Annotated in this window: 20 protein-coding genes; 15 read left to right on the top strand and 5 right to left on the bottom strand. The window is 40.9% G+C overall.

What is annotated here, in order from left to right; genetic code table 11:
* Nucleotides 1–169: 169 nt before the first annotated feature.
* The 3 genes from ACTJIX_RS10740 to ACTJIX_RS10750 all read left to right on the top strand — a co-directional run bounded on the left by ACTJIX_RS10740 (nt 170) and on the right by ACTJIX_RS10750 (nt 7,787).
* Nucleotides 170–2,923: an autotransporter assembly complex protein TamA gene (locus ACTJIX_RS10740; RefSeq protein ID WP_004892972.1), complete on the top strand. Its 2,754-nt coding sequence runs from the start codon at nt 170–172 to the stop codon at nt 2,921–2,923.
* Between the two features lie 38 nt (nt 2,924–2,961).
* Nucleotides 2,962–7,479, top strand: a complete 4,518-nt coding sequence (locus ACTJIX_RS10745) for a translocation/assembly module TamB domain-containing protein (RefSeq protein WP_004892977.1) — start codon at nt 2,962–2,964, stop codon at nt 7,477–7,479.
* A 158-nt stretch (nt 7,480–7,637) separates the two neighbouring features.
* Nucleotides 7,638–7,787: a hypothetical protein gene (locus ACTJIX_RS10750; RefSeq protein WP_004892982.1), complete on the top strand. Its 150-nt coding sequence runs from the start codon at nt 7,638–7,640 to the stop codon at nt 7,785–7,787.
* Between the two features lie 125 nt (nt 7,788–7,912).
* On the opposite strand, the gene xseB is transcribed toward ACTJIX_RS10750, so the two are convergent.
* Complete coding sequence (gene xseB, locus ACTJIX_RS10755) at nt 7,913–8,110, bottom strand: exodeoxyribonuclease VII small subunit (protein WP_004892985.1); 198 nt, start codon at nt 8,108–8,110, stop codon at nt 7,913–7,915.
* Nucleotides 8,103–9,362: an exodeoxyribonuclease VII large subunit gene (xseA, locus tag ACTJIX_RS10760; protein ID WP_004892988.1), complete on the bottom strand. Its 1,260-nt coding sequence runs from the start codon at nt 9,360–9,362 to the stop codon at nt 8,103–8,105. Before xseA ends, xseB begins: the two co-directional genes overlap by 8 nt.
* A 227-nt stretch (nt 9,363–9,589) precedes the next feature.
* Here xseA and ACTJIX_RS10765 point away from each other — a divergent pair, with 227 nt between their 5' ends.
* The 12 genes from ACTJIX_RS10765 (at nt 9,590) to ACTJIX_RS10820 (ending at nt 22,427) form a co-directional block, all read left to right on the top strand.
* Entirely contained in the window at nt 9,590–10,018 is a 429-nt protein-coding gene (locus tag ACTJIX_RS10765) for an I78 family peptidase inhibitor (RefSeq protein ID WP_004892989.1), read from the top strand.
* Nucleotides 10,019–10,130: 112 nt separating this feature from the next.
* Complete coding sequence (locus tag ACTJIX_RS10770; protein ID WP_004892990.1) at nt 10,131–10,490, top strand: hypothetical protein; 360 nt, start codon at nt 10,131–10,133, stop codon at nt 10,488–10,490.
* 203 nt (nt 10,491–10,693) lie between these two features.
* Nucleotides 10,694–10,963 (top strand): hypothetical protein, encoded by a 270-nt coding sequence (locus ACTJIX_RS10775; protein ID WP_004815762.1) that lies wholly within the window; start codon nt 10,694–10,696, stop codon nt 10,961–10,963.
* A 294-nt stretch (nt 10,964–11,257) separates the two neighbouring features.
* Nucleotides 11,258–13,897: a bifunctional aconitate hydratase 2/2-methylisocitrate dehydratase gene (locus ACTJIX_RS10780; protein ID WP_440611445.1), complete on the top strand. Its 2,640-nt coding sequence runs from the start codon at nt 11,258–11,260 to the stop codon at nt 13,895–13,897.
* 153 nt (nt 13,898–14,050) lie between these two features.
* The gene (locus tag ACTJIX_RS10785; RefSeq protein WP_262467273.1) at nt 14,051–14,905 is read left to right on the top strand and encodes a hypothetical protein; all 855 of its coding nucleotides are present in this window, start codon (nt 14,051–14,053) and stop codon (nt 14,903–14,905) included.
* Nucleotides 14,902–15,777: a hypothetical protein gene (locus tag ACTJIX_RS10790; RefSeq protein WP_262467274.1), complete on the top strand. Its 876-nt coding sequence runs from the start codon at nt 14,902–14,904 to the stop codon at nt 15,775–15,777. The genes ACTJIX_RS10785 and ACTJIX_RS10790 overlap by 4 nt, the downstream gene beginning before the upstream one ends.
* On the top strand, nt 15,777–16,622 hold the full coding sequence (locus tag ACTJIX_RS10795; protein WP_111810480.1) for a hypothetical protein: 846 nt from the start codon (nt 15,777–15,779) through the stop codon (nt 16,620–16,622). Before ACTJIX_RS10790 ends, ACTJIX_RS10795 begins: the two co-directional genes overlap by 1 nt.
* Complete coding sequence (locus ACTJIX_RS10800) at nt 16,609–17,148, top strand: adenylyltransferase/cytidyltransferase family protein (RefSeq protein ID WP_213065967.1); 540 nt, start codon at nt 16,609–16,611, stop codon at nt 17,146–17,148. Before ACTJIX_RS10795 ends, ACTJIX_RS10800 begins: the two co-directional genes overlap by 14 nt.
* Before the next feature lie 18 nt (nt 17,149–17,166).
* Nucleotides 17,167–17,388, top strand: a complete 222-nt coding sequence (locus tag ACTJIX_RS10805; protein WP_111810482.1) for a hypothetical protein — start codon at nt 17,167–17,169, stop codon at nt 17,386–17,388.
* Nucleotides 17,389–17,512: 124 nt separating this feature from the next.
* Complete coding sequence (gene gltS, locus ACTJIX_RS10810) at nt 17,513–18,736, top strand: sodium/glutamate symporter (RefSeq protein ID WP_008304146.1); 1,224 nt, start codon at nt 17,513–17,515, stop codon at nt 18,734–18,736.
* A gap of 587 nt (nt 18,737–19,323) precedes the next feature.
* Complete coding sequence (locus ACTJIX_RS10815; protein ID WP_111810748.1) at nt 19,324–21,546, top strand: DUF6351 family protein; 2,223 nt, start codon at nt 19,324–19,326, stop codon at nt 21,544–21,546.
* Nucleotides 21,547–21,941: 395 nt separating this feature from the next.
* On the top strand, nt 21,942–22,427 hold the full coding sequence (locus ACTJIX_RS10820) for a hypothetical protein (protein WP_008304148.1): 486 nt from the start codon (nt 21,942–21,944) through the stop codon (nt 22,425–22,427).
* Between the two features lie 109 nt (nt 22,428–22,536).
* Here ACTJIX_RS10820 and ACTJIX_RS10825 read toward each other — a convergent pair whose 3' ends face one another.
* From ACTJIX_RS10825 to brnQ, 3 genes are all read right to left on the bottom strand, one after another.
* Nucleotides 22,537–22,752, bottom strand: coding sequence for a hypothetical protein (locus ACTJIX_RS10825; protein WP_004893017.1), 216 nt, complete (start codon nt 22,750–22,752; stop codon nt 22,537–22,539).
* Nucleotides 22,753–22,775: 23 nt separating this feature from the next.
* Entirely contained in the window at nt 22,776–22,925 is a 150-nt protein-coding gene (locus ACTJIX_RS10830; RefSeq protein ID WP_440611446.1) for a hypothetical protein, read from the bottom strand.
* Between the two features lie 413 nt (nt 22,926–23,338).
* A complete protein-coding gene (gene brnQ, locus ACTJIX_RS10835; protein WP_005222381.1) occupies nt 23,339–24,625 on the bottom strand; it encodes a branched-chain amino acid transport system II carrier protein in 1,287 nt (428 codons plus the stop codon).
* Between the last annotated feature and the right edge of the window lie 62 nt (nt 24,626–24,687).

Below are 24,687 nucleotides of genomic sequence, written 5' to 3' on the forward strand. Positions count from 1 at the left end.
GTGCTACATTAAGATTTATTAAGAAATGTCAGTGATGCGTGAACATCTTGAAAAATCATGTAAGATACCTTTGACCACGGAAATGGCAAAATCCTATAGATTCAAGTTTCTTAGCTTATATTTTTCGGTCAAATAATCAATTAAAGAATGTATTTGTTTAGAGTTTGCTATGCCTGCAAAAATAAAATTTAAAGAAACGGTACTGAGTCAGAGCATGAGTCCACTCATATCTGCACCTACAGGCAGTTGCCTGTGCATGAGTATTTTCTTGATGATGTTGGCCCAACATGGCATGGCACAAACTCCAGAAACGGAAACACCCGTGGCAGTTTCACAGGCGGAAATGATTGATGAACTGTCTAAGCAGGCGGTGCAACAGGGTGTAGCTAATTCCGAAGACGAAGCTGCCGGGAAAATTGAACAGGCTTTGCAGCCAGAAAATGAAATAGACAGCCTGGAAATGCTGCAACAGCAGGAACAGCAAGGCGCACAGCTGGATGTATTTAAGCCGATTGAGTTTGAAGATTTAGAAGAATTACCGGTTCAACCGATTGATCAGGCGATGGCGGATGAAATTTACCGAGTGGCTGAGCAAGCCAAGCAGGAAGCACAAAGCTATCGCCAGACCCAGCAGACAGAAACCGTGGTTGCCGATATCAGCCAGCAGGAACTGGTGGAAATCAATCAGGCGCCAGTCAATGTTGATCAGCTGATGCAAAGTATTCAGTCTGACAGCCAGATCATTGTGCAGGCAAATGAAATAGGCAATACCTTGCCGGAAATTTCTCCACAGCAACTTACGCCGGCAGATGACAAGAAACCGAATATTTTTAAACGACTTTTTTATAAAATCCGTCCGCCACGCCAGATCATGACAGCTAGTGTGCCGCGGATTGATGCAGACGTGGTTATACGTAATGGTGAAAGCAGTACTCAAACGAGCAATGGATTAAGTTCGGCTGCACGTATACAGGCCTATGAAAACCTGGCAGAGAATATTGAAAATAAACTGTCGAGTTTCACTCAGGAATCCTTTAGCGATTTTCCATCTGCATTGCCACAATTACGTAGTCTGTCTAACCAGGCTGCTCAGGCAGTTGGCTTCTATAATACCGAATTCCGTTTTGAAAAAATTTCTGAATCACGCGTCAGGGTGCATGTAACTCCGAATGAGCCAGTCATCATTCAAAGCCAGAACCTGGAATTTACCGGTGCTGGTGCTGAGCAACCACAGTTCCAGGTCATTAGTGTATTGCCAGATCAGGAAGTGGGTGATGTGTTTAATCATGGTGAATATGAAAAAACCAAGGAGCGAATTGTCGAAGCAGCGAGTAATAACGGCTACTTCGATGCGCACTGGCGGCTGCATGATGTCAAGGTCGCACAGCCACAGAATACGGCAGAAGTAAATCTGCGTTATGAAACTGGCGATCCTTATAAACTTGGACCGGTGACCTTCCGGATGAGTGATCCGGATGAGGAATTCCCGCTAGATCCAGATATCTTGCAAAGTCTGGTGCCTTGGGAAGATGGTGCCGATTACCGTTTCTGGCGGGTAAACACACTAGCCAATAATCTGACCAACTCACGATATTTTAACTATACCCTGGTTGATGCGGTGAAACCGGACCCAGTCGAAGCGGAACTTGAACTGGCGCCTGATCTGCAGTTGCTGGTCGATCAGCAAAAAATCTCTGAAGGGGTTTTGGCCCAGGAGAAAAAAGCCGAGGCTTCTTCCAAGGAAGTTACCCAAAACGTGGTTGATGAAAGCCAGTTTGCTGGTAGCCGTGAGGAAGAAAACCTGGATGTACGCGCCATGCGTACTGCGCAGGAAACCAAGGCCAATGAGCAGGAACGTTTAAAAGCCCAAGCACGTGAAGAGAAAGAGATTCCGGTGATTGTGACTTTGAATGCTGACAAGAAAAACAGCGCTGAAGTCGGTCTAGGTTATGGAACCGATACTGGGACACGTCTACGGGGTCAGTACCGCCGTGCCATCGTTAACAAACGTGGACATTCTTTTGATGCCAACCTCGAGCTTTCAGGAATCCGTCAGTCTATTGATGGCCGCTATAATATTCCGTATAAACACCCGCTCAATGATTACATCAGTATTGTCGGTGGTTATGAGCGTGAAGAACGTGATGATGTTGCACAAGGCGATGGACTCTTGATCGAATCTGCCGTAATTGGTGCCGATCGTTATATTAAAAATCCACGAGGAAGCTGGCAGCATACTTATGGCGTGCGTTATCGTCTGGATCAATTGACTCAGGACGGTACTGTGAATGCCGATGATATTCCAGATGCTTTCCTGGTCAGTACTGCAGAAACCCAAGAGTCTTTATTATTCGGTTATGAAATCGCTCGTACCACCAGTGACCGTCGGGTAAACCCAACCAAAGGCTTTAGACAGACCTACAAGATTGAACTGGGAAGTGAGGCACTGTTATCCGATGCAGATATGGTCATTGCCAATGCTGGCTGGCGCTTTATCTATTCACTGGGTGAAAATGCTGATCATCAGTTTGTCGGTCGTGCCGATGCAGGCTATATTTTTACTGAAGATTTTACCAAAGTACCGTATAACTTAAGATATTTCACTGGCGGTGACCAAAGTATTCGTGGTTTTGATTATAAGAGTCTGTCACCAGAAATCGATGGCTTTAAAGTAGGTGGACAGGCCCTGGCCATTGGTTCCTTGGAATATAATTATCAATTCAGGGAAGGCTGGCGTGGGGCAGTATTTGCAGATGCTGGAAATGCCTATGACAAGGACTTTAGTAATCCGACTGAATATGGGGTAGGTCTTGGCGTGCGTTGGGCATCGCCAATTGGTCCGATTCGTATTGATGTGGCCTCAGGCATTTCGGATGATAACCATCCAATCCGCGTGCATTTCTTTATTGGCTCACAGCTATAAAACAAACTGATTAAAAATTTTAGATATTTGGGAAGAACATGGTCGAGAACCAGCAACCACAAGAAGCAGAGCCGGAAAATACGCCTTTACCTAAAAAGCGCCGTATTTTAAGAAGCATCTTACTGTCGGTGCTGTTTTCTATTCTATTTTTACTCGCGGCACTGGCGATCATGTTCTCGACGGATCGTGGCAGCAAGTTTTTACTGGATCAGGTACTGCAACGTCAGCAGATTATTCATTATGAATATGAAGGCGGTAATCTGTGGCGCGGGATTATTGTGCGCAATGTGCTGGTGACGCTCAAATCGGTTGATGTCAAAATTGACCGTGCCGATGTCATTCTAGGCTGGCGAGCAATTCTCAAACGGGAAATTCATTTAAATAATGCAGATATGCGCAATCTGCAGGTCATTAGCAAGAATCCGCCAAGTGATAAGCCGTTTTCTTATAATGATATTCGTTTGCCATTTGTGTTGCGGGTCGATCATCTGGATCTGGATCACCTGCTGATTAAAACACATAGTTCCTCAGTTGATTTTTATGATGTGGTGATTAATGAGGGACTCTGGTCGGGAACTAAGCTGACCTTCGAAAATTCGCGTATGAATATGGGCTATCTGTATGTTTATGATGCCACGGGTGATATGGACTTCCATGGTAAATATCCACTGAATGCGACCGGCGTACTGAATATTCCATCATTAAACAATAGCCTGAATATTCGTGATATTCGTATAGCAGCCCGAGGTACCTTAGAGACTATTGAAGCCGGTGTTGCTACCTATACGCCAGACTTGCTGACTGGCTGGGCCGTGATTCATCCGATGAATTCACATGTGCCGATGTTCGGTAAACTTAAATTTGAGCAGTATCACTGGCCAATATTAGAAGATCAGAAACTATTCTCCAAAGATGGTATGGCGGAATTTAATGGTGATATCAAAAAACTGAATATTAATCTCAATACAGACCTGAGCGGCAAGGATATTCCGGAAGGCCAGTACAATGCCATGATGCATACCGATCTGGTCAATCAGCTGAATATTACTGATTTTAATGGACAATTAATGAAAGGTTCAGTCAGTCTGGCAGGTATGGTCGGCTGGCATGATCAAGTGACCTGGGATGTGTCTGGCCGTGTGAATCGTCTTAATCCTAAAGATAAAGTGATTCCACAGGTCGTGCAGGACTTTCTGCCACCAAGTCTGGATGGAAATATCGCTTCTAAAGGCACATTGGAAAAAGGTTTACACCTGACAGCGCTGGTTGATTTCGATCGTTATGAAACTTGGAACATCAAGCTGGATCAGAACGAAGCGAAAAATAAAAAAGCCCAGCCGATGCTGATGAATGTGGCATGGAAGAATATCGACCGTGCAGTGCCTTATGTAGGCTGGTTAAAGAGCGAATCCGGAGATGTAAATCTGGCGCTAACCGAAGGTCAGCAGGACATCTTTGTGGCAACGCAGGTGGCTGCCCATGAGCAAGGTATGCTGCCAACAGGTATGTATCAGGCGAAACTGAATCTGAAGAATAACATTCTCAAAGTGCCGAGCTTCAATTATGCTGCGCAAAGTGGTGGCCTCACCGGTAACGCCGTAGTAGAGCTGCCGGATAAAAAACGCCAGTTAAAATGGAGCGCTGTGCTAAATGCCAAGGATCTGAATACGCAAGCACTGGCAGCGGCATCACCAGTCGATCGCCTCAATGGTCGCGTTACAGCGAGTGGTTATGCCAAGCCAAATCAGCAGATTATCAACTTAAAAGCGATCGATCTGACAGGACGCCTTGCTGGTCAAAATGAGACAGTGCGACTGACCGGTAGCAGTACGGCAGCATTGTTATTCCATGATGAAAAACGGGGCGGTGGCTTCAAGGGCTATGCAGTAAATTATGATGGCAATTTAAATGCCAGCCAGTTCGCTGCAAGTAAAGGTCTACTCAAATTCAAGGTATCCGGTACACCTGAATTATTGAAAATCAATGAATTCAGGCATGATGGTATTGCGGGCAAGATCAATGCCAGTGGTCTGGTGAATCTGGCGAATGGTTTTGGCTGGGATATCAATGCTTCACTGGTTCGCTTTAAGCCACAATATTTTGCGTCCAGTGTCAAAGGTGAGCTATCGGGAAATGTGAAAACCCGTGGCGTATGGTCAGATGCGTTGAAACGTATTCAGATTGAACGTCTTAATCTTGCCGGAATACTGAATAACAAGCCGGTACGTGGTAGAGGTAATCTGTCGATGATTATTGATAACAAACAGAGCGGATTTGTACCACAGCAGTTTGAAGCCAATAATCTGTTCCTGTCTTATGCCAGTAACCAGATTCAGGCAACCGGTAATGCACAGAATCTTCAACTCAAGGTGAATGCGCCAGCGCTCTATGAGTTATATCCAGGACTGCGTGGTCGTGCATATGGTTATATCAATATGCAGGCGCAGCCACGTTTGCGTGCTTCAACCAACCTTGCAGTCGATGATTTTGCCTTTAATAATCTGTTTAGCGTGCAGAAAATCCGGGTACAAGGCCAGTTGCCGACTTCACAAAGCACACCAACCCTGCTCACCGCAACCATGGATAACCTGCGTAGTGGTAATCGTCAGATTACCCGCGGTGAAATATCTCTAGCTGGGACACGTGCAGCGCATATCTTAAAAGTTCAGGCAGAAAACAAACTGACCAAGTTTTATGTACAGTTGGCCGGTGGTTTTAATGCACAAAACAATTGGCTGGGGCAGATCCAAAATGGTGATTTCGATTCTCTGCGTACGCGTCTGGTACAGCGTCAGAATGCTTCTGTAATCTATAACACAGCACAGTCAGATCTGTTTGTCGGTGCGCATTGCTGGATGAGCCAGCAAAGTCAGTTGTGCTTTGACCGGCCAATACGTGTCAACAAGACACGTGGTAGTGTCTCATTCCAGACCCAGAACCTGGATCTTAATGATTTTAGTGCGTTCATGCCTGAAGGGCTGGCAATTACCGGTAAGGTCAATGGCTACGCGCGTGCAACATGGGCGCAAGGTGCGAAACCGAAGATTGATGCGCGACTTGTCACCCGAAATGGTGTGGTGGGGCTAGCTGCTGAAGATCCGCAATATCTAGGGCAGACCCTGAAATATGATGAAGTCGGATTGGTCGCGAAAAGTGTTGCAGATGGCTTGCAAATTCGTCTGGATGTGAAAACACCGGATATCGGAACGGGATATGCCAATGTCATTATTGATCCATATCGTGACAGTAAACCGATGCGTGGTGAAGTCGCTTTTAACGAAGTACAGCTAAAAGTATTCAAGCCATTTATTCAGGATGTGCGTACGCTGGAAGGCACCTTATCTTATGCGGGTAAGATCGGCGGTACACTAACCCAGCCATTATTAAACGGTGAGATTCGCGTAAAAGATGGGGCGATCAGTATGATTTCCCTGCCAGTGAATCTGACCAATGTGCAACTGTATTCATCTGTACGTCAGGATTCTGCGACAATTAATGGTGCATTTAACAGTGGTCGTGGTGTAGGCCGCTTGACTGGTTTGGTGGACTGGAAAAACGATCCACGTGTTCAGTTACGTCTCAAAGGTGAAAATCTGCTGATACGCCAGGCACCACTGATTACAGCTGTCGTCACGCCAGATTTGGCTTTGGACCTTTATCCATTTAACAAGAAACTCAGTCTGAATGGTTCAATAGAAGTTCCACGTGCTTTGATTTCTATGCCGGAAGCGTCTAAACCAGTTGTTAATATTTCTTCAGATGTCCGTATTGTACAGGAAGGTCAGGATCAGCTGGCAATTCTAAAATCAGCACGTCCATGGGATATTCGTGCTGATGTTGCGGTGTCACTGGGTAACCAGGTGATCTTCCAGGGCTTTGATAGCCGTATTCCATTGATTGGACGGGTCAACCTGTCTCAACGTGGTCTGGAAACAGCGATGCGTGCCAATGGTGCGATTGGTGTGTCCCAGCGGGTAAAAATCGAAGCGTATGGTCAAAGTCTGGATCTGAACCGTGCCATTGCCCGTTTTAACGGTCCATTGTCTAATCCGACCCTGGATGTTGATGCCAACAAATCTGTTCAGGGTAGTGTCGTAGGTGTACGTGTTACCGGTACAGCCTCAAGTCCTGCGATTCAGGTGTATAACGATGCCGGCTTGTCTGAACAGGAAGCATTAAATGCCTTGATCACTGGCCGGATCAATGAAGGTAGTTCAGCATTAAGCCAGTCTGAAAGTTTCAGGTCTGATGTTAACAATACCATTGCCGCTGCGGGGATCAGTTTGGGTCTAGGTGGTACACGGGCATTGACCAATCAGATTGGTCGTACTTTCGGTTTGAGCGGCCTGGCATTGGATGCACAGGGTACAGGCGATGATACCCAGGTATCAGTCACTGGTTATATTACGCCAGACCTGTATATTCGCTATGGTGTAGGTGTCTTTACCCCAGTGAATAAACTGACTTTGCGTTATCAGATGAATCAGCGTCTATATCTGGAAGCGAGTCAGTCTCTCGAACGAGCCATCGACTTGTTCTATAATTGGCGTTTCTAAAAGAAAAAAAGCCCTTCAAGTGAGGGCTTTTTTTAATTGTGGAGTTGAAGCAACTCTTGTCTTTTTAAAATGATAAAGATGTATAACATTTCTAGCCTTGATGTTGGGTTCCAATCTGTCATATCTATGGGTTAAGCATATTGAGTAAAGGAACACATATGACCAATCTATCAGAGCAATCAGATAAAGATGTTACGCCACATAAAGAATCCAACGATGACAAGGGCAATCAGGCTTCTTATAAGAATGTTAAGCCTGAGAAAAAACCCAATGCAGAGCCTGAAAATCCGCTAAGAGAGCAAAAATAGACTGTTCTCATCTAAAAAAGCCTTCTTCATGAAGGCTTTTTATATTCGAAAAATAGCCTAAGTTATATTTTAAACCTTATTACTTGCTCTAAAAAATAAACATAATAGGAGATAAAACTTAAATTTTATTCCTTAAAAGTGTCATCTAATGCTTGCTGTACTGCATCGACACGTGTTTTACAGGCTTTATAGGCTGCCATGGATTCCTCAACAATCTTCATCAGATTATCAATATCCGGTTCCTGCTGGGCATCCAATAATTCCGCATTTCGTTTCAGAATTTCATAGCCTTCTTTAAAGCTTAAAGTATTGTCATTATTCATGTGGATTTACCTGTGTGATATTGGCTGCAAAAGTTCCATCCTGCATTTCGACCTGCACCTCACTTTCAAGTTCATGGACAGAACGCACAGCATGACCTTGTTGACGGACGATGGCATAGCCTTTGGAAAGTACTGTTTTCGGATTCTGGATCAGCGTTTCACGTAACAAGGCTTCAATCTGTTGTTGTGCAATTCGGGTTTGCTGACGAGCCAAATTGCCGATATTGGATTTCAATTGGGTAACTTCTTTGAAAGCATCCGAGACTTTGGCATTGGCAATACTTTGAATCAATGTCATCAATTGATCATTCTGGTTTTGATAGGCCTGAATCTGCTGCCGGGAACTACGCTGAATAATTTGCAGATTGGTAATGACATCCTGCACACGCTCCACAATGTGATTGCGAATCCCAGCGATGACTTTACTCGGGGTATCATAGGAACGATGTGCAATTTCATCCAGAATGGTCCTGTCTTTTTCATGACCAATACCAACCCAGATTGGCACACTACGCTTACACAGTAGGGCAGCCAGTTCATAATCATTCAGGTAGGCCAGATCATTGACTGCACCACCACCGCGGATAATCACGATTAAATCAGGCGCCGTTGTGTAATCTTCTGCCCACTGTTTCAGCCCTTGTGCCAGGCTTTGGCGAATACTTTGTGGTGCAGTATTTCCCTGAAAAGTCGCCGAGTGATAAACAAACTCGCATACCTGTGCATCCGCTAGTGCATCTGCATCCTTTTTAAAGTCACCTAAACCAGCAGCATTTTCAGGAGCAATCACCAGAATCCGGTTTAGGTCGAATGGTGTTGGTAATTGCCGGTTGCGTTCAATCAAACCTTCTGCCGTGAGTCGTTGTACGATTTCCTGATAACGTCGGGCGATATCACCGAGGGTATAACTGGAATCTATTTCAACGATATTCAGGGAAAAGCCATATTGCGGATCAAAACTGGCTTTGACCTTAATCAGAACATTTAAATCACGACTTAACTCAATCCCAGTTTCCCGTTCAAACGGGGTCACAATTTTCTGTGCAGCAAATTTCCAGATGGTGGCACGGCAACTGGCAATCACCTGATCATTGTCAGGATCTTTTTCTGCCAGTTCCAGATAGTAATGACCTGCCTTGATATTCAGGTTGCGTATCTCTGCCTTGACCCATACCGGTGTATCGAAGGTGAGTTTAATCACCTCCTGCACGGTAGAGAGATATTCCTTGAGCGAGAATTGGGGATCTTGCATAGCCGCAGAAAAGTTTAAAATTCAAGCAAATTTTAGCTTAAACCTGCATATCACTCAAACCAGATTACTAAGTATTCTTGTGGCTTAATTGCAGCAGGGCAATATAAAAGCATCATAATTTATCGCTGATAGTAGCTTCAGCATTGATTTACATACATTTAGATAAACTTTCTTGAGTATGACTATGTTAAATTAAGTCGGAATGGTCCTTTAGAAGAAGATCGCCAATGAAAAGAATCATGTATCTGGGCATGTTGATCGCCGTATTAACAGGATGTGCAGCACAGCAACCAGAAGAAACACCGCGTATTGGCATGCCGAATCCTGCCAGTGCTTATTGTGTGGATCAAGGTGGGAAGCTTGATATCCATAATGAAGTGGATGGTCAGGTGGCCTATTGCCATCTGCCAGATGGTAAAGTGGTGGAGGAGTGGGCATTGTATCGTAGCAATCAGGACATCTGCCTGTCTGAAGCAGCACATAATCTGATCGGTCAGTCTGGTCTGAGTGAAGCGCAAATCAAAGCCAAAACCAAAGCTAAAATTGTGCGTATGATACAACCGGGACAAGCAGTAACTATGGATTTCCGTGAAGACCGTGTTACGGTCACCGTAGATCCAAAAACTGGAAAAATTGTTCAGTCCAGCTGCGGCTAAATCATTTTGACAACAAAGCCCTGTAGAGGGCTTTTTTGTTGCAGCCGGACTTGGCAAATTAAATGACAAATGCGCTGTGATCTTTTATATTGCCCTGCGTAAGGAGAAGTTCATGAAAAAGTTATTTGCTTTATCTGTTTTGGTGGCTTTGGCTGGCTGTGCCGAAAAGAAACCACTCACCCCTGAAGAGCAGTGGCAAGGTTATTGTCGTAGTGTGGGCAATGCTGCACGCAGTATCATGCTGGACCGTCAAAATGGCATTGAGAAAGAAAAAGCTGTTGAACATGCCAGCAAGGTTGAAGATGAAACTACCAAAGCATTCGTCATGACCATTATTGATGACGTTTATAAAATGCCATTGGATGAAATCACCAAAGATGTGAAAGAATCGCGTGAAAAAATCCGTGCTGAATATACTGAAAAATGTATTGCAACACCGCATGACGAATTGCCAGATTATAAACCGTTCTAAGGAACGGTTTTTTTATAGCTTTGCCATATTCAAATTATTTTATGCAAGCGTGAAGAAGTTATTTATCTAATACTAATTTCTTATAAAAATAGCCTAAGCGGCTTGTACAATTTGTGACAAATTCTAAATCTAAAATATAGCAATACTTATCTAAATATCGAATAATGAAAATATCTCCAAAATAATTAAAAAGGAGCAGCATTATGAACGTTGTGGGATACTTACATCATGCAGACCTGTTGCTCGAAGATGAACAGGGCATGGCGATCATTGGTGGTGGAAACTACGTGCTGAGCGTTGGTGATAAAGTCAGTTTAAAACGTATTCTTGATCAAAATAAAAAACTCTATCTGGTCGATATTTCCTTTGCCAGTAACAATCATAACGGCACCTACGAAGACCAGTGTGTACTCAAATTTGAAGGCTGTCGTGATGCATTTAACCAATATTTGAGCACAAGCACAGTACACTAAGGTGGAGTATCTTTTTTCTTATAACTCAGGCAACATTCGTGTTGCCTTTTTTATAAGTGAAATTCAGCTAAAAGTGCTCAATTAGAGCTTAATTTATGCAAGAAAACAGATTTTTGACTATCAAATAATCATTATGCACATCATTTATTTACAAAATAATGAGCATCACAAAGAAACACTTTACTTGCATTAACTTTTAACTGGAATTTTAGTAAAATTTGAGAGTCCATATTATTTGTGAAGCTCTATAAAGTAGGAATTCACAGATAATTTTTTAAAAAAGAGGAATAAACCGTGCTAGAAGCTTACCGCCAACACGTTGAAGAACGTGCCGCACTCGGAGTCCCACCGAAGCCACTTGATGATGCTCAAACCGCTGCATTAGTTGAATTATTAAAAAACCCGCCAGCTGGTGAAGAAGCTTTCTTGGTTGATTTGCTTGAAAACCGTGTTCCAGCGGGTGTAGACCAAGCTGCTTATGTAAAAGCTGCTTTCCTGTCTGCTGTTGCAAAAGGCGAAGCGACTTCTCCATTAGTTTCTAAAGAACGTGCGGTTTACTTACTAGGTACTATGCTTGGTGGTTATAACGTAGCGCCTTTAGTTGAGCTTCTGGAAAATGCTGAACTTGGTGGTTTAGCGGCTGATGCCCTGAAGAAAACCCTGCTTGTATTTGATGCATTCCACGACGTTGCTGAAAAAGCAAAAGCGGGCAATGACAATGCGAAAGCAGTACTTCAATCATGGGCTGAAGCTGAATGGTTCACTAGCCGTCCAGACGTTCCAGAAGAAATCAAACTGACTGTTTTCAAAGTAACAGGCGAAACGAATACTGACGACTTGTCACCTGCACAAGACGCGTGGAGCCGTCCAGACATTCCATTGCACGCAAATGCAATGCTGAAAAACGTTCGTGATGGTATCAACCCAGAAGTTCCTGGTGAAGTTGGTCCATTAAACCAAATTAAAGAACTGATCGCGAAAGGCAACCAGGTTGCTTACGTTGGTGACGTTGTTGGTACCGGTTCTTCTCGTAAATCTGCAACCAACTCTGTGCTTTGGTTCTTTGGTGACGAACTGCCACACATTCCAAACAAAAAAGATGGCGGTTACTGCTTAGGCGGTAAAATTGCGCCAATCTTCTTTAACACCATGGAAGATGCGGGTGCATTACCAGTTGAAATCGATGTTTCTAACATGAACATGGGTGATGAAATCACTCTGAAAATCGATCACGCTGCTGCAAAAGTAACTGCGTTCAAAAACGGCGAACAAATTGCTGAATCTGAACTGAAAACTCCAGTACTTCTAGACGAAGTACGTGCTGGTGGCCGTATTAACCTGATCATTGGTCGTGGTTTAACGGGTAAAGCACGTGAAGCTTTAGGTCTTGAGCCATCTTCTTTATTCCGTACTCCAGTACAACCTGCTGACTCTGGCAAAGGCTTCACTTTAGCGCAGAAGATGGTTGGTCGTGCATGTGGTCTTCCAGAAGGTCAAGGCGTTCGTCCAGGTACTTACTGCGAACCTAAGATGACTACTGTTGGTTCTCAAGATACAACAGGTCCAATGACACGTGACGAATTAAAAGATTTAGCGTGCTTAGGTTTCTCTGCAGACTTAGTAATGCAATCTTTCTGTCACACAGCTGCGTATCCAAAACCAGTTGACGTTCAAATGCAACACACGCTTCCTGACTTCATCATGAACCGTGGTGGTGTTTCTTTACGTCCAGGTGACGGTATTATCCACTCTTGGTTAAACCGTATGCTGCTTCCAGATACAGTAGGTACTGGTGGTGACTCGCATACTCGTTTCCCAATTGGTATTTCTTTCCCAGCGGGTTCTGGTCTTGTAGCGTTCGCTGCTGCGACTGGTGTTATGCCACTGGATATGCCTGAATCTGTACTTGTGAAGTTCAAAGGTAAAATGCAGCCTGGTATCACTTTACGTGACCTGGTACACGCGATTCCTTACTACGCAATTAAAGAAGGTGACCTGACTGTAGAGAAGAAAGGTAAGAAAAACATCTTCTCTGGTCGTATCTTAGAGATCGACTTAACAGAAATGGAAACTGACCTGACTGTTGAGCAAGCATTCGAATTGTCTGATGCTTCTGCTGAACGTTCTGCTGCAGGCTGTGCGATCACGCTTTCTGAAGAGAAAGTTGCTGAATACCTACGTTCTAACATCACGATGCTGAAGTGGATGATTTCACAAGGTTATGGCGATGCTCGTACTATGGCGCGCCGTGTTGAGAACATGGAAAAATGGTTAGCGAACCCATCACTGCTAAAAGCTGATGCTGATGCTGAATACACTAAAGTGTACGAAATCGACCTTGCTGACATCAACGAACCTATCCTGTGCTGCCCGAACGATCCAGATGATGCGAAACTGCTTTCTGACGTTCAAGGCGACAAGATTGATGAAGTATTCATTGGTTCTTGTATGACTAACATCGGTCACTTCCGTGCAGCTGGTAAGTTATTAGACAAAGTTCCTGGCGGTTCTTTATCTACTCGTCTATGGTTGGCTCCTCCAACGCGTATGGACGAACACCAGTTAATGGAAGAAGGTTTCTTCAACATTTATGGTAAAGCGGGTGCGCGTACTGAAATGCCAGGTTGTTCATTATGTATGGGTAACCAAGCACGTGTAGCACCGAACACAACTGTAGTATCTACTTCTACACGTAACTTCCCGAACCGTTTAGGTCAAGGTGCAAACGTTTACTTGGCTTCTGCTGAGCTTGCTGCTGTTGCTGCGGTTCTTGGTAAATTACCAACTCCAGAAGAGTATCAACAATACGCTTCTCAAATCGACAGCATGTCTGCTGACATTTACAAGTACTTGAACTTCGATCAAATGTCTGAATATACAGATGCTGCTGAAAATGTAGATACCAAGAAAATTGCTGCTGCTCAGTTGTCTTAATTGATTAAGTAGTTGAAAATAAGGGCTGATTTATCAGTCCTTATTTTATTAAACTTAAATAGAAAAGCTTAACTTATCTAAAAGGCTATAAAAATAATCTGGATAGTTGAATAAATATATTTAAAATTAGTCTTTTTTGATACACTAGAAAATATGAATGATGTAGCAATTTTATCTATCCTAAAGTCAAAAAATGTACCGATTACGAGTGCAGAAATCTCTTTATCTTTAATGTTAGGAGAAGAAATAATCTATGATTATTTGATAGATAATATTTTACTCAATGGTGAAAATTCTTTGTTTTTCAAAACTGCATCAAATAAGTTCGGATTAAGAGAGTGGTTAAAAACTGAAAGATACTCCGAGGTTTATCCAACAAGCGCAACAAAAATTAGTCCTCTTGATGAAATAATTTCCGTATTTCCAATCGAAAATATCTTAAATTTTAATATCAAAAATAAATTTAAATATATTGATTTTAGTGAATCTAATTTTAAAACAATAATAAAGCCAATGCAGAGATCAGTAGCTGAGCAGGATCATAGTATAGTTCAGCTAGTCTCATGTTTTGTTGTAGGAGATTGTAAAGATAATATAATTACCTTTTATAAAACGAATTATCAACCTGAAAAAAGGCTTAATTATAATAAAAAATGTATAAATTTTGGGGGGCATATTCTATATGAGGAATTCTTTACATTATTTGATTGTTTAGATACTTCTTCTGATTTTCCCTTTGTATTAAGGGAGTTATTTGAAGAAGTTAATATAGATAGTACCCAATTAATAAAGGTCTCTCAACTTGGACTATTATATGATGATAGTACAGAAATCGGTGCTCAGCATCTTGGTTTAGTTTATAAAGTATTACTTAAAGATATTGGTAGTATATCAACAAAAGAAAAAAAATTATTTTCAAACTTAAAAATTGAAAATATAGAATTTCTTAAAGTTAACTATAACTCTTTAGATAGTTGGTCAGAAATTATTTTACGGAATCTAAAATGAATTTTTTTGATGAAAATTCTTTAGCCTATACAATATTAATTGGCGCATTGGGCTCTATAATAGGGGCGGTAGTAATTTCATACTATCAAAGTTTTTTAAAATTAATAAATAAATTTATTAGTACCTCCCAAGTCTTAGCTTTTTTATCAAGACATTTAGTTTTTATTATTATAAATTTATCATTTATCTTATTATTTTTTCATACAAGTGATATTGTGTGGATAGGCTTTCAATCTATTTATCTAATTATAATTTGGTACTATTTATTTAGATTGGAGCAGAATGGAGTTTGTGGAGCTGATGAAACAATTGAAAATGGGATTGATTATAATAGAACATTAAAATTAATAACCCAAGATTTTCGTTTTATTGGTGTTGGTGCAAGTAAATTAACTAAAAATAGAGAAGCGTTTGCTGAAGCAGTGAGAAGAGTTAATTCCAAGAATGGTAAATTTAGATTAATTTTATGTGATCCGCAAAGTGAAGCTTTAAAACTATTAGCTAAAAATGCTCAAACTAAACAAAATGGGATAAAGGAAGCATCATTTCAACAGAATGTGAAAAGTTCTCAAGAAACACTAAAGGAATTAGTTAATGATTACAACCTTACTATTGAAGTTAAATTATATAAAGCTGACCAAATATTTAAAATGCCTATGTTTAGATTATCATTAATAAATAATAATTTTTGCTTAGTAAGTTATTCATTATTTAATGATCCCTCTCATCAAGGTGAGCAATTGGCACAATTACATTTGAAAGAAAAATATAATACAAATGGATATGATGTATCTTTATATTCAGGTTTTGAAAAATATTTTGATCATCTTTGGGAGTCGATACCAGAATCCCAAATATTGGAGTTAGAGTAGTGATTGGTTGTTCCAACAAAATTTCTTTTGCAGAAATGTTAGAATATTTTAATCATGATTATGATTACTTGAATTTTAATAATCAAAATATTATGAGTGGACTTGGAACGACGGATTTAGTGTATCAAGGAACTTTGCCGTTTAAAAAATTTGTAGATATATCTTTTAAACATTGTAATAATGATTTATTGGTTTCAGGTGAGACTGCGAAGTATGCTTTTTTAAATTTTGGTATTAATTATAATTTATCTGTTAAAGAAAGAAGTTGCCAAATTAAATATATAATAGATTATTTAAAAAATAAGAATATTAATTTGATAAATGCACATACAGTATTTGCTGAAAAATCTTTTATTTCTTTAACACTTATTTCGGATAATATAGGTAGTAAAAAGAAGCTTGAAGAGGGTAATTTATTTTTAACAAAACCATTAGGTGGTAGATATAATTATGAAAATAATAAGTCATCTATAGATTTGCTAGAAAAAGATAATAGTTTTATTCTGAATATATTTAATAATATACTATTTGCAACTGATATATCTGGTTATGGTTTATATAATGAGTTGTTCTTATTTAATAAAATTTATAAATTTAATATTAATATATTTCTCAATCAAATACCTTCTGTTTTTGAAAATGTAGACCATTTAGATTGTAGTGCTAAAAGAAATATGTTTCATGAATTTGAAAAGGATTTTACAAATATTGAAAGTCAAAAAATATTCGGTAGTGAATTTAATGGACCAATACTTTTTTTAAGTCCATTAAATGAGATCGATAATTGTTTTAAAATTGGTTTTTGTAAGAAATGTGATCAGGGTGGAAAAATTGAATTATTCTAAAGCTTGCATACATGGTAGATTTCAGCCATTTCATAATGAGCATTTAAAATATTTTATGCAAGCTTTTGAAAAATATAATTATTTATATATTGGAATTACTAAGCCTGATATTTCTAATATTTCTGAAACAGATTTCTTGGATAAAATGTACAGAGATGATCCAGAGAATAATATTTTTAGTTATGAACAGCGTTGTAAAATTATTCAATCCTCTTTAGTTGAAAGTGGTATCAATAAAGATAGATTTAGTTTTTTACCTTTTGATATTGATCAGATTGAAAACATAACTTTATCTAAAGACATTATCTGTGTATCAAATATTGTGGAAATTTGGAATGAACATAAACTTAATAAGCTAAGAAATGCTGGCTATCAGATTGATATTCTTTATAAAGATTTACTTATTAACAAAATGTCGTCGACAACTATTCGTAAATTAATTAGAGAAAATGATGAATCTTGGAAGCAATATGTGCCAAGTGGAGCTATATCTATTATTGAAGATATACTTAAGATACAGAAGTAGAATAAAGGATTTAATTAAATGCCCTCACAATCCCGATTCCTCTGTATTGGCGGTTTCCTCATTGGAACACAAGTCAAAGACCAAGGCGACAGCTTTGTCTGCGTCGAAAATGGTAAACAGGTGAATTACCATAAAAAGGAAATCTTCCATCAAGATGCTTGGGATCATGATTATTATGTTTGTGAAAGTACGACAGACCAGCAAGCACACAATTGGGTTTATGATATTCCATCGTATTAATTGAATCTATTTAGGACATAAATTAAACAATTACTAGAAACAATAACTTGCATAACATTTCTAAAATTGATTTTTCATACTGTTTTCCTAAAACTGTATGAAAATAAAGCTAATAGGGAATGTTATGAATTATGAAATCGATGCCTTTGGCACCTTGGTGATTGCAGTATTTTTTCTTTTTATTGGGCGGTATCTTGTTAGTAAAATTGGCTTCTTTAGAAACTATAACTTACCTGAACCTGTAATCGGCGGTCTAATCGCAGCGATTACAGCTTTTATTCTCTATAAATTTTTTAATATCAGTGCCACATTTGACTCAGAAATTCAAACCATTCTGATGCTGATGTTCTTTACCTCTGTTGGTTTAAGTGCAGACTTTACCAAGCTCAAAGAAGGTGGGAAATCACTGCTGATCTTTCTGGTCTGTGTCATTCTATTTGTAGTTGTACAAAATGCGGTTGGCATGAGTTTAGCCACAGCACTTGGGCTTGATCCATTGATTGGTCTGATTGTCGGTTCTGTTACCTTAACGGGTGGACATGGTACTGCCGGTGCTTGGGGTGAAGTGCTTGAAACTCAATATGGAATACAGGGGGCAATTGTCCTCGGAATGGCAAGTGCTACTTTTGGTTTGATTATTGGTGGGCTTGTGGGTGGTCCGGTTGCCAAATTCTTGATTAAACGAAATCAGTTGGCAGAGACAGTAGCGCAAGAGACCAATGAACAACAACTCGATACTAGCATCAACACCGCACCCTTCGAATATCCAAAGAAAACCCGGTTGATTACAGCCAGTAATGCAGTGTCGACTTTGGGGATGTTTGCGCTATGTATTTTTGTTGCGAATGAAATGACAGAGATCAGTCAGGGAAGATGGTTTGAACTGCCGACCTTTGTCTGGGCTTTAGGTACAGGAGTAATTGTACGTAACTTTCTGGAGCATGTACTGAAAGTCGATATTTTCGACCGTGCCATTGATGTATTTGGCAACGCGTCATTGTCCCTGTATTTATCTATGGCTTTACTGTCACTGCAACTCTGGTTGCTGGCCGATTTGGCAGGCCCGCTCATTACCATTTTGTTTGCGCAGACAGCGGTACTGATTTTATTTACCGCAATTGTGACCTTTAGAATCATGGGAAAAAATTACGATGCAGCCGTATTGGTAGCAGGGCATTGTGGTTTTGGTATGGGAGCAACCCCGACTGCGATTGCCAATATTCAGGCGGTCACCAATAGCTATGGTCCATCACATAAAGCCTTTTTAATCGTACCGCTGTGTGGTGCATTTTTTATTGATATTGTGAATGCTGTGGTGATTCAGAGTATCATTGCATTTTCCGGTTAAATTTTAATACGACTTCAAAATCATATAGACATTAAAAAGCCCCATGGTTAGGGGCTAGTCGTATGCACATCTGAGGCACATACTGTAAGAGGCTCATCTCATACTCAGCGTATTAAAGCACATTCTTTTACTTAAACCTACGAAAGTTTTTCTGATCTGCTGGTTATAAATGGAAGGTCATAGTCAAAAGTGGGGGGGAGGAGCAAGTTTTATCGCTCAAAATTAAGCATTTTTATCTGAAATTTGGATGTTTTGAATTTCTCATTTCATCGCTAAATAGTTACAAAAGTTTTCCAATAAGATGGAAAATATTACACAAGAATAAAAGAATTTAATCATTTACCAAGTTAATTAAAGTAAAATTTATATAACTATTCATCTTTTAAGTCATGCAAAATAGCTTGAAATTAAATCAAATATTTAAACGCTTAATTGAGTTTTTATCCCTGATTTTGGTGATTTTTTCAAATAGCCCATAAAACAATAAGTAACAATAATGACAATGGTTGTTGTTAAATTATCTTTATGCTCATGAATGAAGTTATACAGATAAAAACTTCAGAAAATAATAATTTATGGATGAGCGTATGAAAGGAAAACTGGTATTCAATAGCCTCAATATTGCGGTGTGTAGTGTCATATTGTATGGCTGTGGTGGCGGAGGTGGAGATTCTTCCGGTTCAGGAACATCTTCAAAAGTAGAACGGGAAATGGTGGAGGTGTTATCCACCCGGCCAGATTTAATTACAGACTCGGATGTATTGCTGAAACTGGATCTGCCCGATGATATTCAAACTACGGCGTTGAAAGTGTCCCTGAATGGACAAAATATTAGTGATGCATTTGCCAATGAGCAGCGCCAAGCCTTAGTTGAAGGACTTAAGCTGGGCGATAATCAACTCAAGGTTGAAGCAGGGCGTTATTATCAGCATTTAAGCCTGATCAATCATCCTTCGAGTGGACCATTACTGTCTGGCCCGCAGTTAAAGCCCTGGACCTGTACTAATGCGTCGACCGATCAGTTCTGTCAAAAGGCTGTGCAATATAACTATTACTATAAAAATCGCTTGGGACTCATTAAAAGTTATGACCCGGCACAACCGCCGGCCAGTCAGAATATTGCCACCACCACTACCGATGAAGGACTAACGGTGCCATTTATTGTGCGTGAGGAAGTGGGCTATCAGAACCGCGATGAATACCGTTTTGCGGTGTTGTATGATCCGAACCAGCCGTGGACCGCCTTAAAGCCACAAGCGCAATTTAACCATAAACTGGTGGTCACGCATGGCCAAAGCTGTGGTAATGATTACCAGTCTGCCTCTGCGCCAACGGTCATTGCCACTTCAAGTTCCATTTTGCCTGATGTCACCATTTTGGCTTTAGGCCGCGGCTTTGGGGTGATGTCGACCGCACTGTCCCATAGTGGTCATAACTGTAATCTGGCGATTCAGGCAGAATCGCTGATTATGGCCAAAGAGCGTTTTATTGAGCAATATGGCACCTTACGCTATACCATCGGGCAGGGCTGTTCAGGTGGTGCGCTGGCAGCGCAATGGGTAGCCAATGCCTATCCGGGAATTTATCAGGGGATTTTACCCACTTGCTCATTCCCTGATGCCTGGAGTACCGCTTCACAGTTCGCCGATTATCACCTGATGATTAATTATTTCCAGACTCCAGAAGGCCGTTTAAGCTTCTTGCCGCATCAGATTGCGCATGTTCAGGGACATATTTCTGAAATTAATGGCTATGTCAGTGAGCTGGCCCAGTTTGATGTGGCGCGGCCAAATACCATCTGCAAGGGAATTTCATCGGCGCAGTTATATCATGCCACCAATAATCCTCAAGGCATTCGTTGCTCGATTCAGGATGCTGCAATTAATTTGCTGGCCCCACGTCCAACGGAGCTGTGGACCGAAACTGAAAAACGCATTGGTCGCGGTTTTGCCGGCCTGCCGATGGATAATGTCGGGGTACAATATGGCCTAGACAGCTTGATGAAAAATATCATCACCCCAGAACAGTTTGTACAGTTAAACGAAAAAATAGGCGGTGTGGATATTGATATTCAGGCGGTGCCTAAACGTCTAGAAGCCAATTATACGGCGCTGAACAATGCCTATCGCAGTGGCTTAATTAATGTTGGGAACAACCTGAATAAAGTGGCGATTATTGACTGTCGAGGTCCGGACCCGGCGCTGTTCCATGACGCCTATCGTACCTTTGCCATTCGGGCGCGACTGGAAAAAGCGCATGGCAATTATAATAACCATGTGATTTATGGCGGTGATCTGGTCATGATTGCCGATGTCAAATGTCTGGAAATCAGCTTTAATGATATGGACCGCTGGTTAAGCAATGTCGAAAAAGACTTAAGTGATTTGCCTATTGCCACCAAACTGACCCAAAACAAACCGGCAGATGTAAAAGATGCTTGTATTACTGCCGGCATCATTAACCGCGAGAATCTGTGCAGCACGCGCAGATTACCGGTATATAGCACACCGCGTATGGTGGCCGGGGACAGCCTGACCACCTATGCCAACAAGTGTCAGCTGAAACCTTTAAATGTGTCGGATTATGGCAATACGGTCCGCTTTAGCAATGAACAGCTCCAGCGATTGCATCGGGTTTTCCCGCAAGGCGTGTGTGACTATAGCCAAGCCCCAGTTGGCTTTGCTGACACCATTGGCTGGATGAGTTATCAGGATCGGCAGGGCAGCGTAGTTTATGGAGGACAACCTTTGCCTGCGGTCAGTTCATCGGCTGCACGCGGCTGGGCATCTAAAGCTTTCCAGTTGTTTTAATTCTTCACACATTTTTTGTTTCACAAAAACCAGTGATTTTTCACTGGTTTTTTTATGATTCATTTTGATTTTTAGTTGAAAATTCATGTAATATAACGACGGTTATTTCGCCGTTGTGTAGATGGCAGGCAGATAACCTTTGGTCGAATTAAAATGTTAACCAGATCTCATTAATTCGCTGAATTATCAGGTTTTTTAGCGAGAAAGCCCAGATAAGCGTTGTAAAATCATTAGATTAAATTTACTCACAATTATTTTGATTAATATGAATTATTTCATATAATTACAATGATTTATCACAAAATGGACAAATCCAGGAAAATAGTGATAACTGATTCCGGGTTGTGACACTAAAATGAGTCTGAAAAATTAAAACAATCATAGGGTGAAGGATTATGGATATCACTGAGACGGTGTTTGACTTCAAAGCCTTATCCACACAACAACAAGATTATTTTTTTGAAAAAATTGCCGAGTTTGATCAGCAGGTGTTTACGTTAACCTGTGAAAAGGAGCTAAAGAAATATCTGTATGACCCGCAGGCAATTTCGGTCACTATTATTCAATATCATCATCGTAGCAGCTTGTTGTATGCACCAGCCACACTAATTCTTGCGGTATTGGCTTATTATTCTCAATTTTCAGAAACTATAAATCTGATCTGTGTAGTATTGAATCTTGCTTTTTTCAGCTTCTCAATTGGGGCTTATATTCTGCATGGCGTGCTGAAAGACACCACCAACCAATTCAAAAAACCGCATCAATTGGGCAAGGTTCAGTTACCGGGCATATTAATGACTTTGGCGATGATCGGGTTAATTGTGGCAGAACTAGGTGGAACAGGAATCTTACTTTGGGGCGCAACACAGGGGCTGTTTTAGATTATTTTTATTCTGATTGGAAGGAGAAATACTTGAATTGGACTTTTCTTTTTCTTCTACCACATGGATGAGTGGCCAAGTCATCCATGTGGTTCAACATCAAGGTTAATTAGCGATATTTCTGGTCAATGACCACCCATAGGTAAAATGCAGCCGAGACGATCAGCGCATACGCTAAATACTCTGGCTTTAAATTGCCTTGAATTACGCAGTGAACGATTAAAGTCAACATTAGCGCAAAGGTAGTGCTTAGAAACACCACAAGGTTAGAATTGGCTTTAAGAGCGTCAATGAAGACTTGCTTTTTGAAATGTACTGATAACATCTCCATCCCTCCTATTTTTAGTGTTATTGATGTCCAAAACTGAGTGGATTGATCAGAATTGAACATACAGTTGTACTTCGAATACCAGAACTTTTCAATAGCTCCGGATGACTGTTCTGGTGAAATACAGCAACTTTAGTCGTAGAGCTATAAAAATTATCAAAGTACAGCAATTTACCTGAACCATTTAAATGCTTAAATTAGGGTTTAAGGCAGTGCTGGGTGATAAAACTTAAATGGCACAAGCGGAAAAATGCAAATTTTACGCCATAATATGTAGTTTACTCGGCAGAGAATGTAAGCACGTGTATACGGGATGCTGATGAATTATAAAATTTGTTAGAATATTGATATAAGTAAATGAAATTGAATAATTTTGGAAATGATTAGGGTAGTTTAGCTAAACGAATGGTTAAATTGTGTATCAGCTAAATTTTTATCTACTTTTAACTGAACGCTTGCTTACTGATAATCATGCAGTGAATTGAACCAATAAATGTCCGTTTGGGTAAAACCTGACAATTATTGATCACGCTTAAATCGTATTCTGGGTAAAAAGACGATTTATTGACACTGCGCAGAAAGATTAGTTTCTGATACGGTCAATCACAGCTGAAATCACGAGAACAATCAGGGCTGGGATAAGCCATGCCATGTTTTGCTCAGAAAGCGGCAAATTCTGAAGTGCAGCAGGTAAATCAAATCCGGCAACTTTAAGACCATCAAATATACCGAAAATAAATGCAACCAGTGTGGTTGGTGCAACAACTTGAGCAGGCTTTTTAAAGAAATGTCCACAGAAGCTCAGCAGGATCACTGCAATTGCAGGCGGATAAATCGCGCTCAGTACAGGCACAGAAACGGCAATCAGTTTGGTCAAACCGAGGTTTGAAATCACCAGCGAGAAGCCAACCAGAACAAATACAAAGGCTTTGTATGGTAAACGAGTAATCGATGAGAAATATTCAGCACATGCACAGGTCAGGCCGATCGCAGTTACCATGCAGGCAACAAAGATCATGATTGCAAGGAAATAGGCACCCATATCACCAAAGGCATGTTGTACATAAGCATGCAGAATAATCGCACCATTGGCAGCATTTGGGGCAACTTCATGACTACCCAGACCCAATTTAAACAGGCTGAGGTAAACCAAGGTTAGGCCGATCCCGGAAATAATGGCAGCATTTACCGCATATTTGGTAATCAGCTTACGGTCAGTGACCCCACGAGAAGTAATTGCACGCACAATCACGATACCAAAGACCAAGGCACCCAAAGTATCCATGGTCAGATAACCATTGACGATGCCCTCAGTGACCGGGCTAGAAACATAATTACCAATCGCAGCAGGTGGGTTACTGGCAGGAATAAGAACTGCGGCCACCCCTAAAATGACCAAGGCGATAATTTTCAATGGAGACAGGAAGTAACCCACAGTATCCAGAATTTTATTTGGATACAGTGAAACCAATGTCACCACAGCAAAATAGATCACGCTATAGATCAGCAGATTACTTGGCTCATTGCCAAAATAAGAGGAGAAACCAATTTCGTAGGAAACGGTTGCAGTACGTGGCGTTGCGAATAAAGGTCCAACAGTGAGATAACAAACTACGGTCAGTAAAAGACTTGCAGCTTTACCTAAAGGTGAACTTAAGATCTGGATTGAACCTTCAACACGAGACAGTGCCACGATGGTGATAACAGGCAGGCCAACTGCAGTAACCAGGAAACCTAGAGCAGCTAACCATACATGCTCACCGGCTTGTTGAGCCACAATCGGTGGAAAGATAATGTTGCCGGCACCGATGAACAGTGCAAAGGTCATAAAACCTAAGGCAACAATATCCCGAGTACGGAGACTTGTCATAGAGGGAGAATAAACGAACAAAAGAAAGCGATTTTAAAGGAAATATGCTGATTTTTGGAGCA

It is taken from the genome of Acinetobacter sp. 22323 (assembly GCF_052044895.1).
Classification (GTDB): Bacteria; Pseudomonadota; Gammaproteobacteria; order Pseudomonadales; family Moraxellaceae; genus Acinetobacter; species Acinetobacter schindleri.

What these genes read in the sequence shown, in the direction of transcription:
- ACTJIX_RS10740 (WP_004892972.1), top strand. Translation starts at nt 170, where the DNA reads ATGCCTGCAAAAATAAAATTTAAAGAAACGGTACTGAGTCAGAGCATG.
- ACTJIX_RS10745 (WP_004892977.1), top strand. Translation starts at nt 2,962, where the DNA reads ATGGTCGAGAACCAGCAACCACAAGAAGCAGAGCCGGAAAATACGCCT.
- ACTJIX_RS10750 (WP_004892982.1), top strand. Translation starts at nt 7,638, where the DNA reads ATGACCAATCTATCAGAGCAATCAGATAAAGATGTTACGCCACATAAA.
- xseB (WP_004892985.1), bottom strand. Translation starts at nt 8,110, where the DNA reads ATGAATAATGACAATACTTTAAGCTTTAAAGAAGGCTATGAAATTCTG.
- xseA (WP_004892988.1), bottom strand. Translation starts at nt 9,362, where the DNA reads ATGCAAGATCCCCAATTCTCGCTCAAGGAATATCTCTCTACCGTGCAG.
- ACTJIX_RS10765 (WP_004892989.1), top strand. Translation starts at nt 9,590, where the DNA reads ATGAAAAGAATCATGTATCTGGGCATGTTGATCGCCGTATTAACAGGA.
- ACTJIX_RS10770 (WP_004892990.1), top strand. Translation starts at nt 10,131, where the DNA reads ATGAAAAAGTTATTTGCTTTATCTGTTTTGGTGGCTTTGGCTGGCTGT.
- ACTJIX_RS10775 (WP_004815762.1), top strand. Translation starts at nt 10,694, where the DNA reads ATGAACGTTGTGGGATACTTACATCATGCAGACCTGTTGCTCGAAGAT.
- ACTJIX_RS10785 (WP_262467273.1), top strand. Translation starts at nt 14,051, where the DNA reads ATGAATGATGTAGCAATTTTATCTATCCTAAAGTCAAAAAATGTACCG.
- ACTJIX_RS10790 (WP_262467274.1), top strand. Translation starts at nt 14,902, where the DNA reads ATGAATTTTTTTGATGAAAATTCTTTAGCCTATACAATATTAATTGGC.
- ACTJIX_RS10805 (WP_111810482.1), top strand. Translation starts at nt 17,167, where the DNA reads ATGCCCTCACAATCCCGATTCCTCTGTATTGGCGGTTTCCTCATTGGA.
- gltS (WP_008304146.1), top strand. Translation starts at nt 17,513, where the DNA reads ATGAATTATGAAATCGATGCCTTTGGCACCTTGGTGATTGCAGTATTT.
- ACTJIX_RS10815 (WP_111810748.1), top strand. Translation starts at nt 19,324, where the DNA reads ATGAAAGGAAAACTGGTATTCAATAGCCTCAATATTGCGGTGTGTAGT.
- ACTJIX_RS10820 (WP_008304148.1), top strand. Translation starts at nt 21,942, where the DNA reads ATGGATATCACTGAGACGGTGTTTGACTTCAAAGCCTTATCCACACAA.
- ACTJIX_RS10825 (WP_004893017.1), bottom strand. Translation starts at nt 22,752, where the DNA reads ATGTTATCAGTACATTTCAAAAAGCAAGTCTTCATTGACGCTCTTAAA.
- brnQ (WP_005222381.1), bottom strand. Translation starts at nt 24,625, where the DNA reads ATGACAAGTCTCCGTACTCGGGATATTGTTGCCTTAGGTTTTATGACC.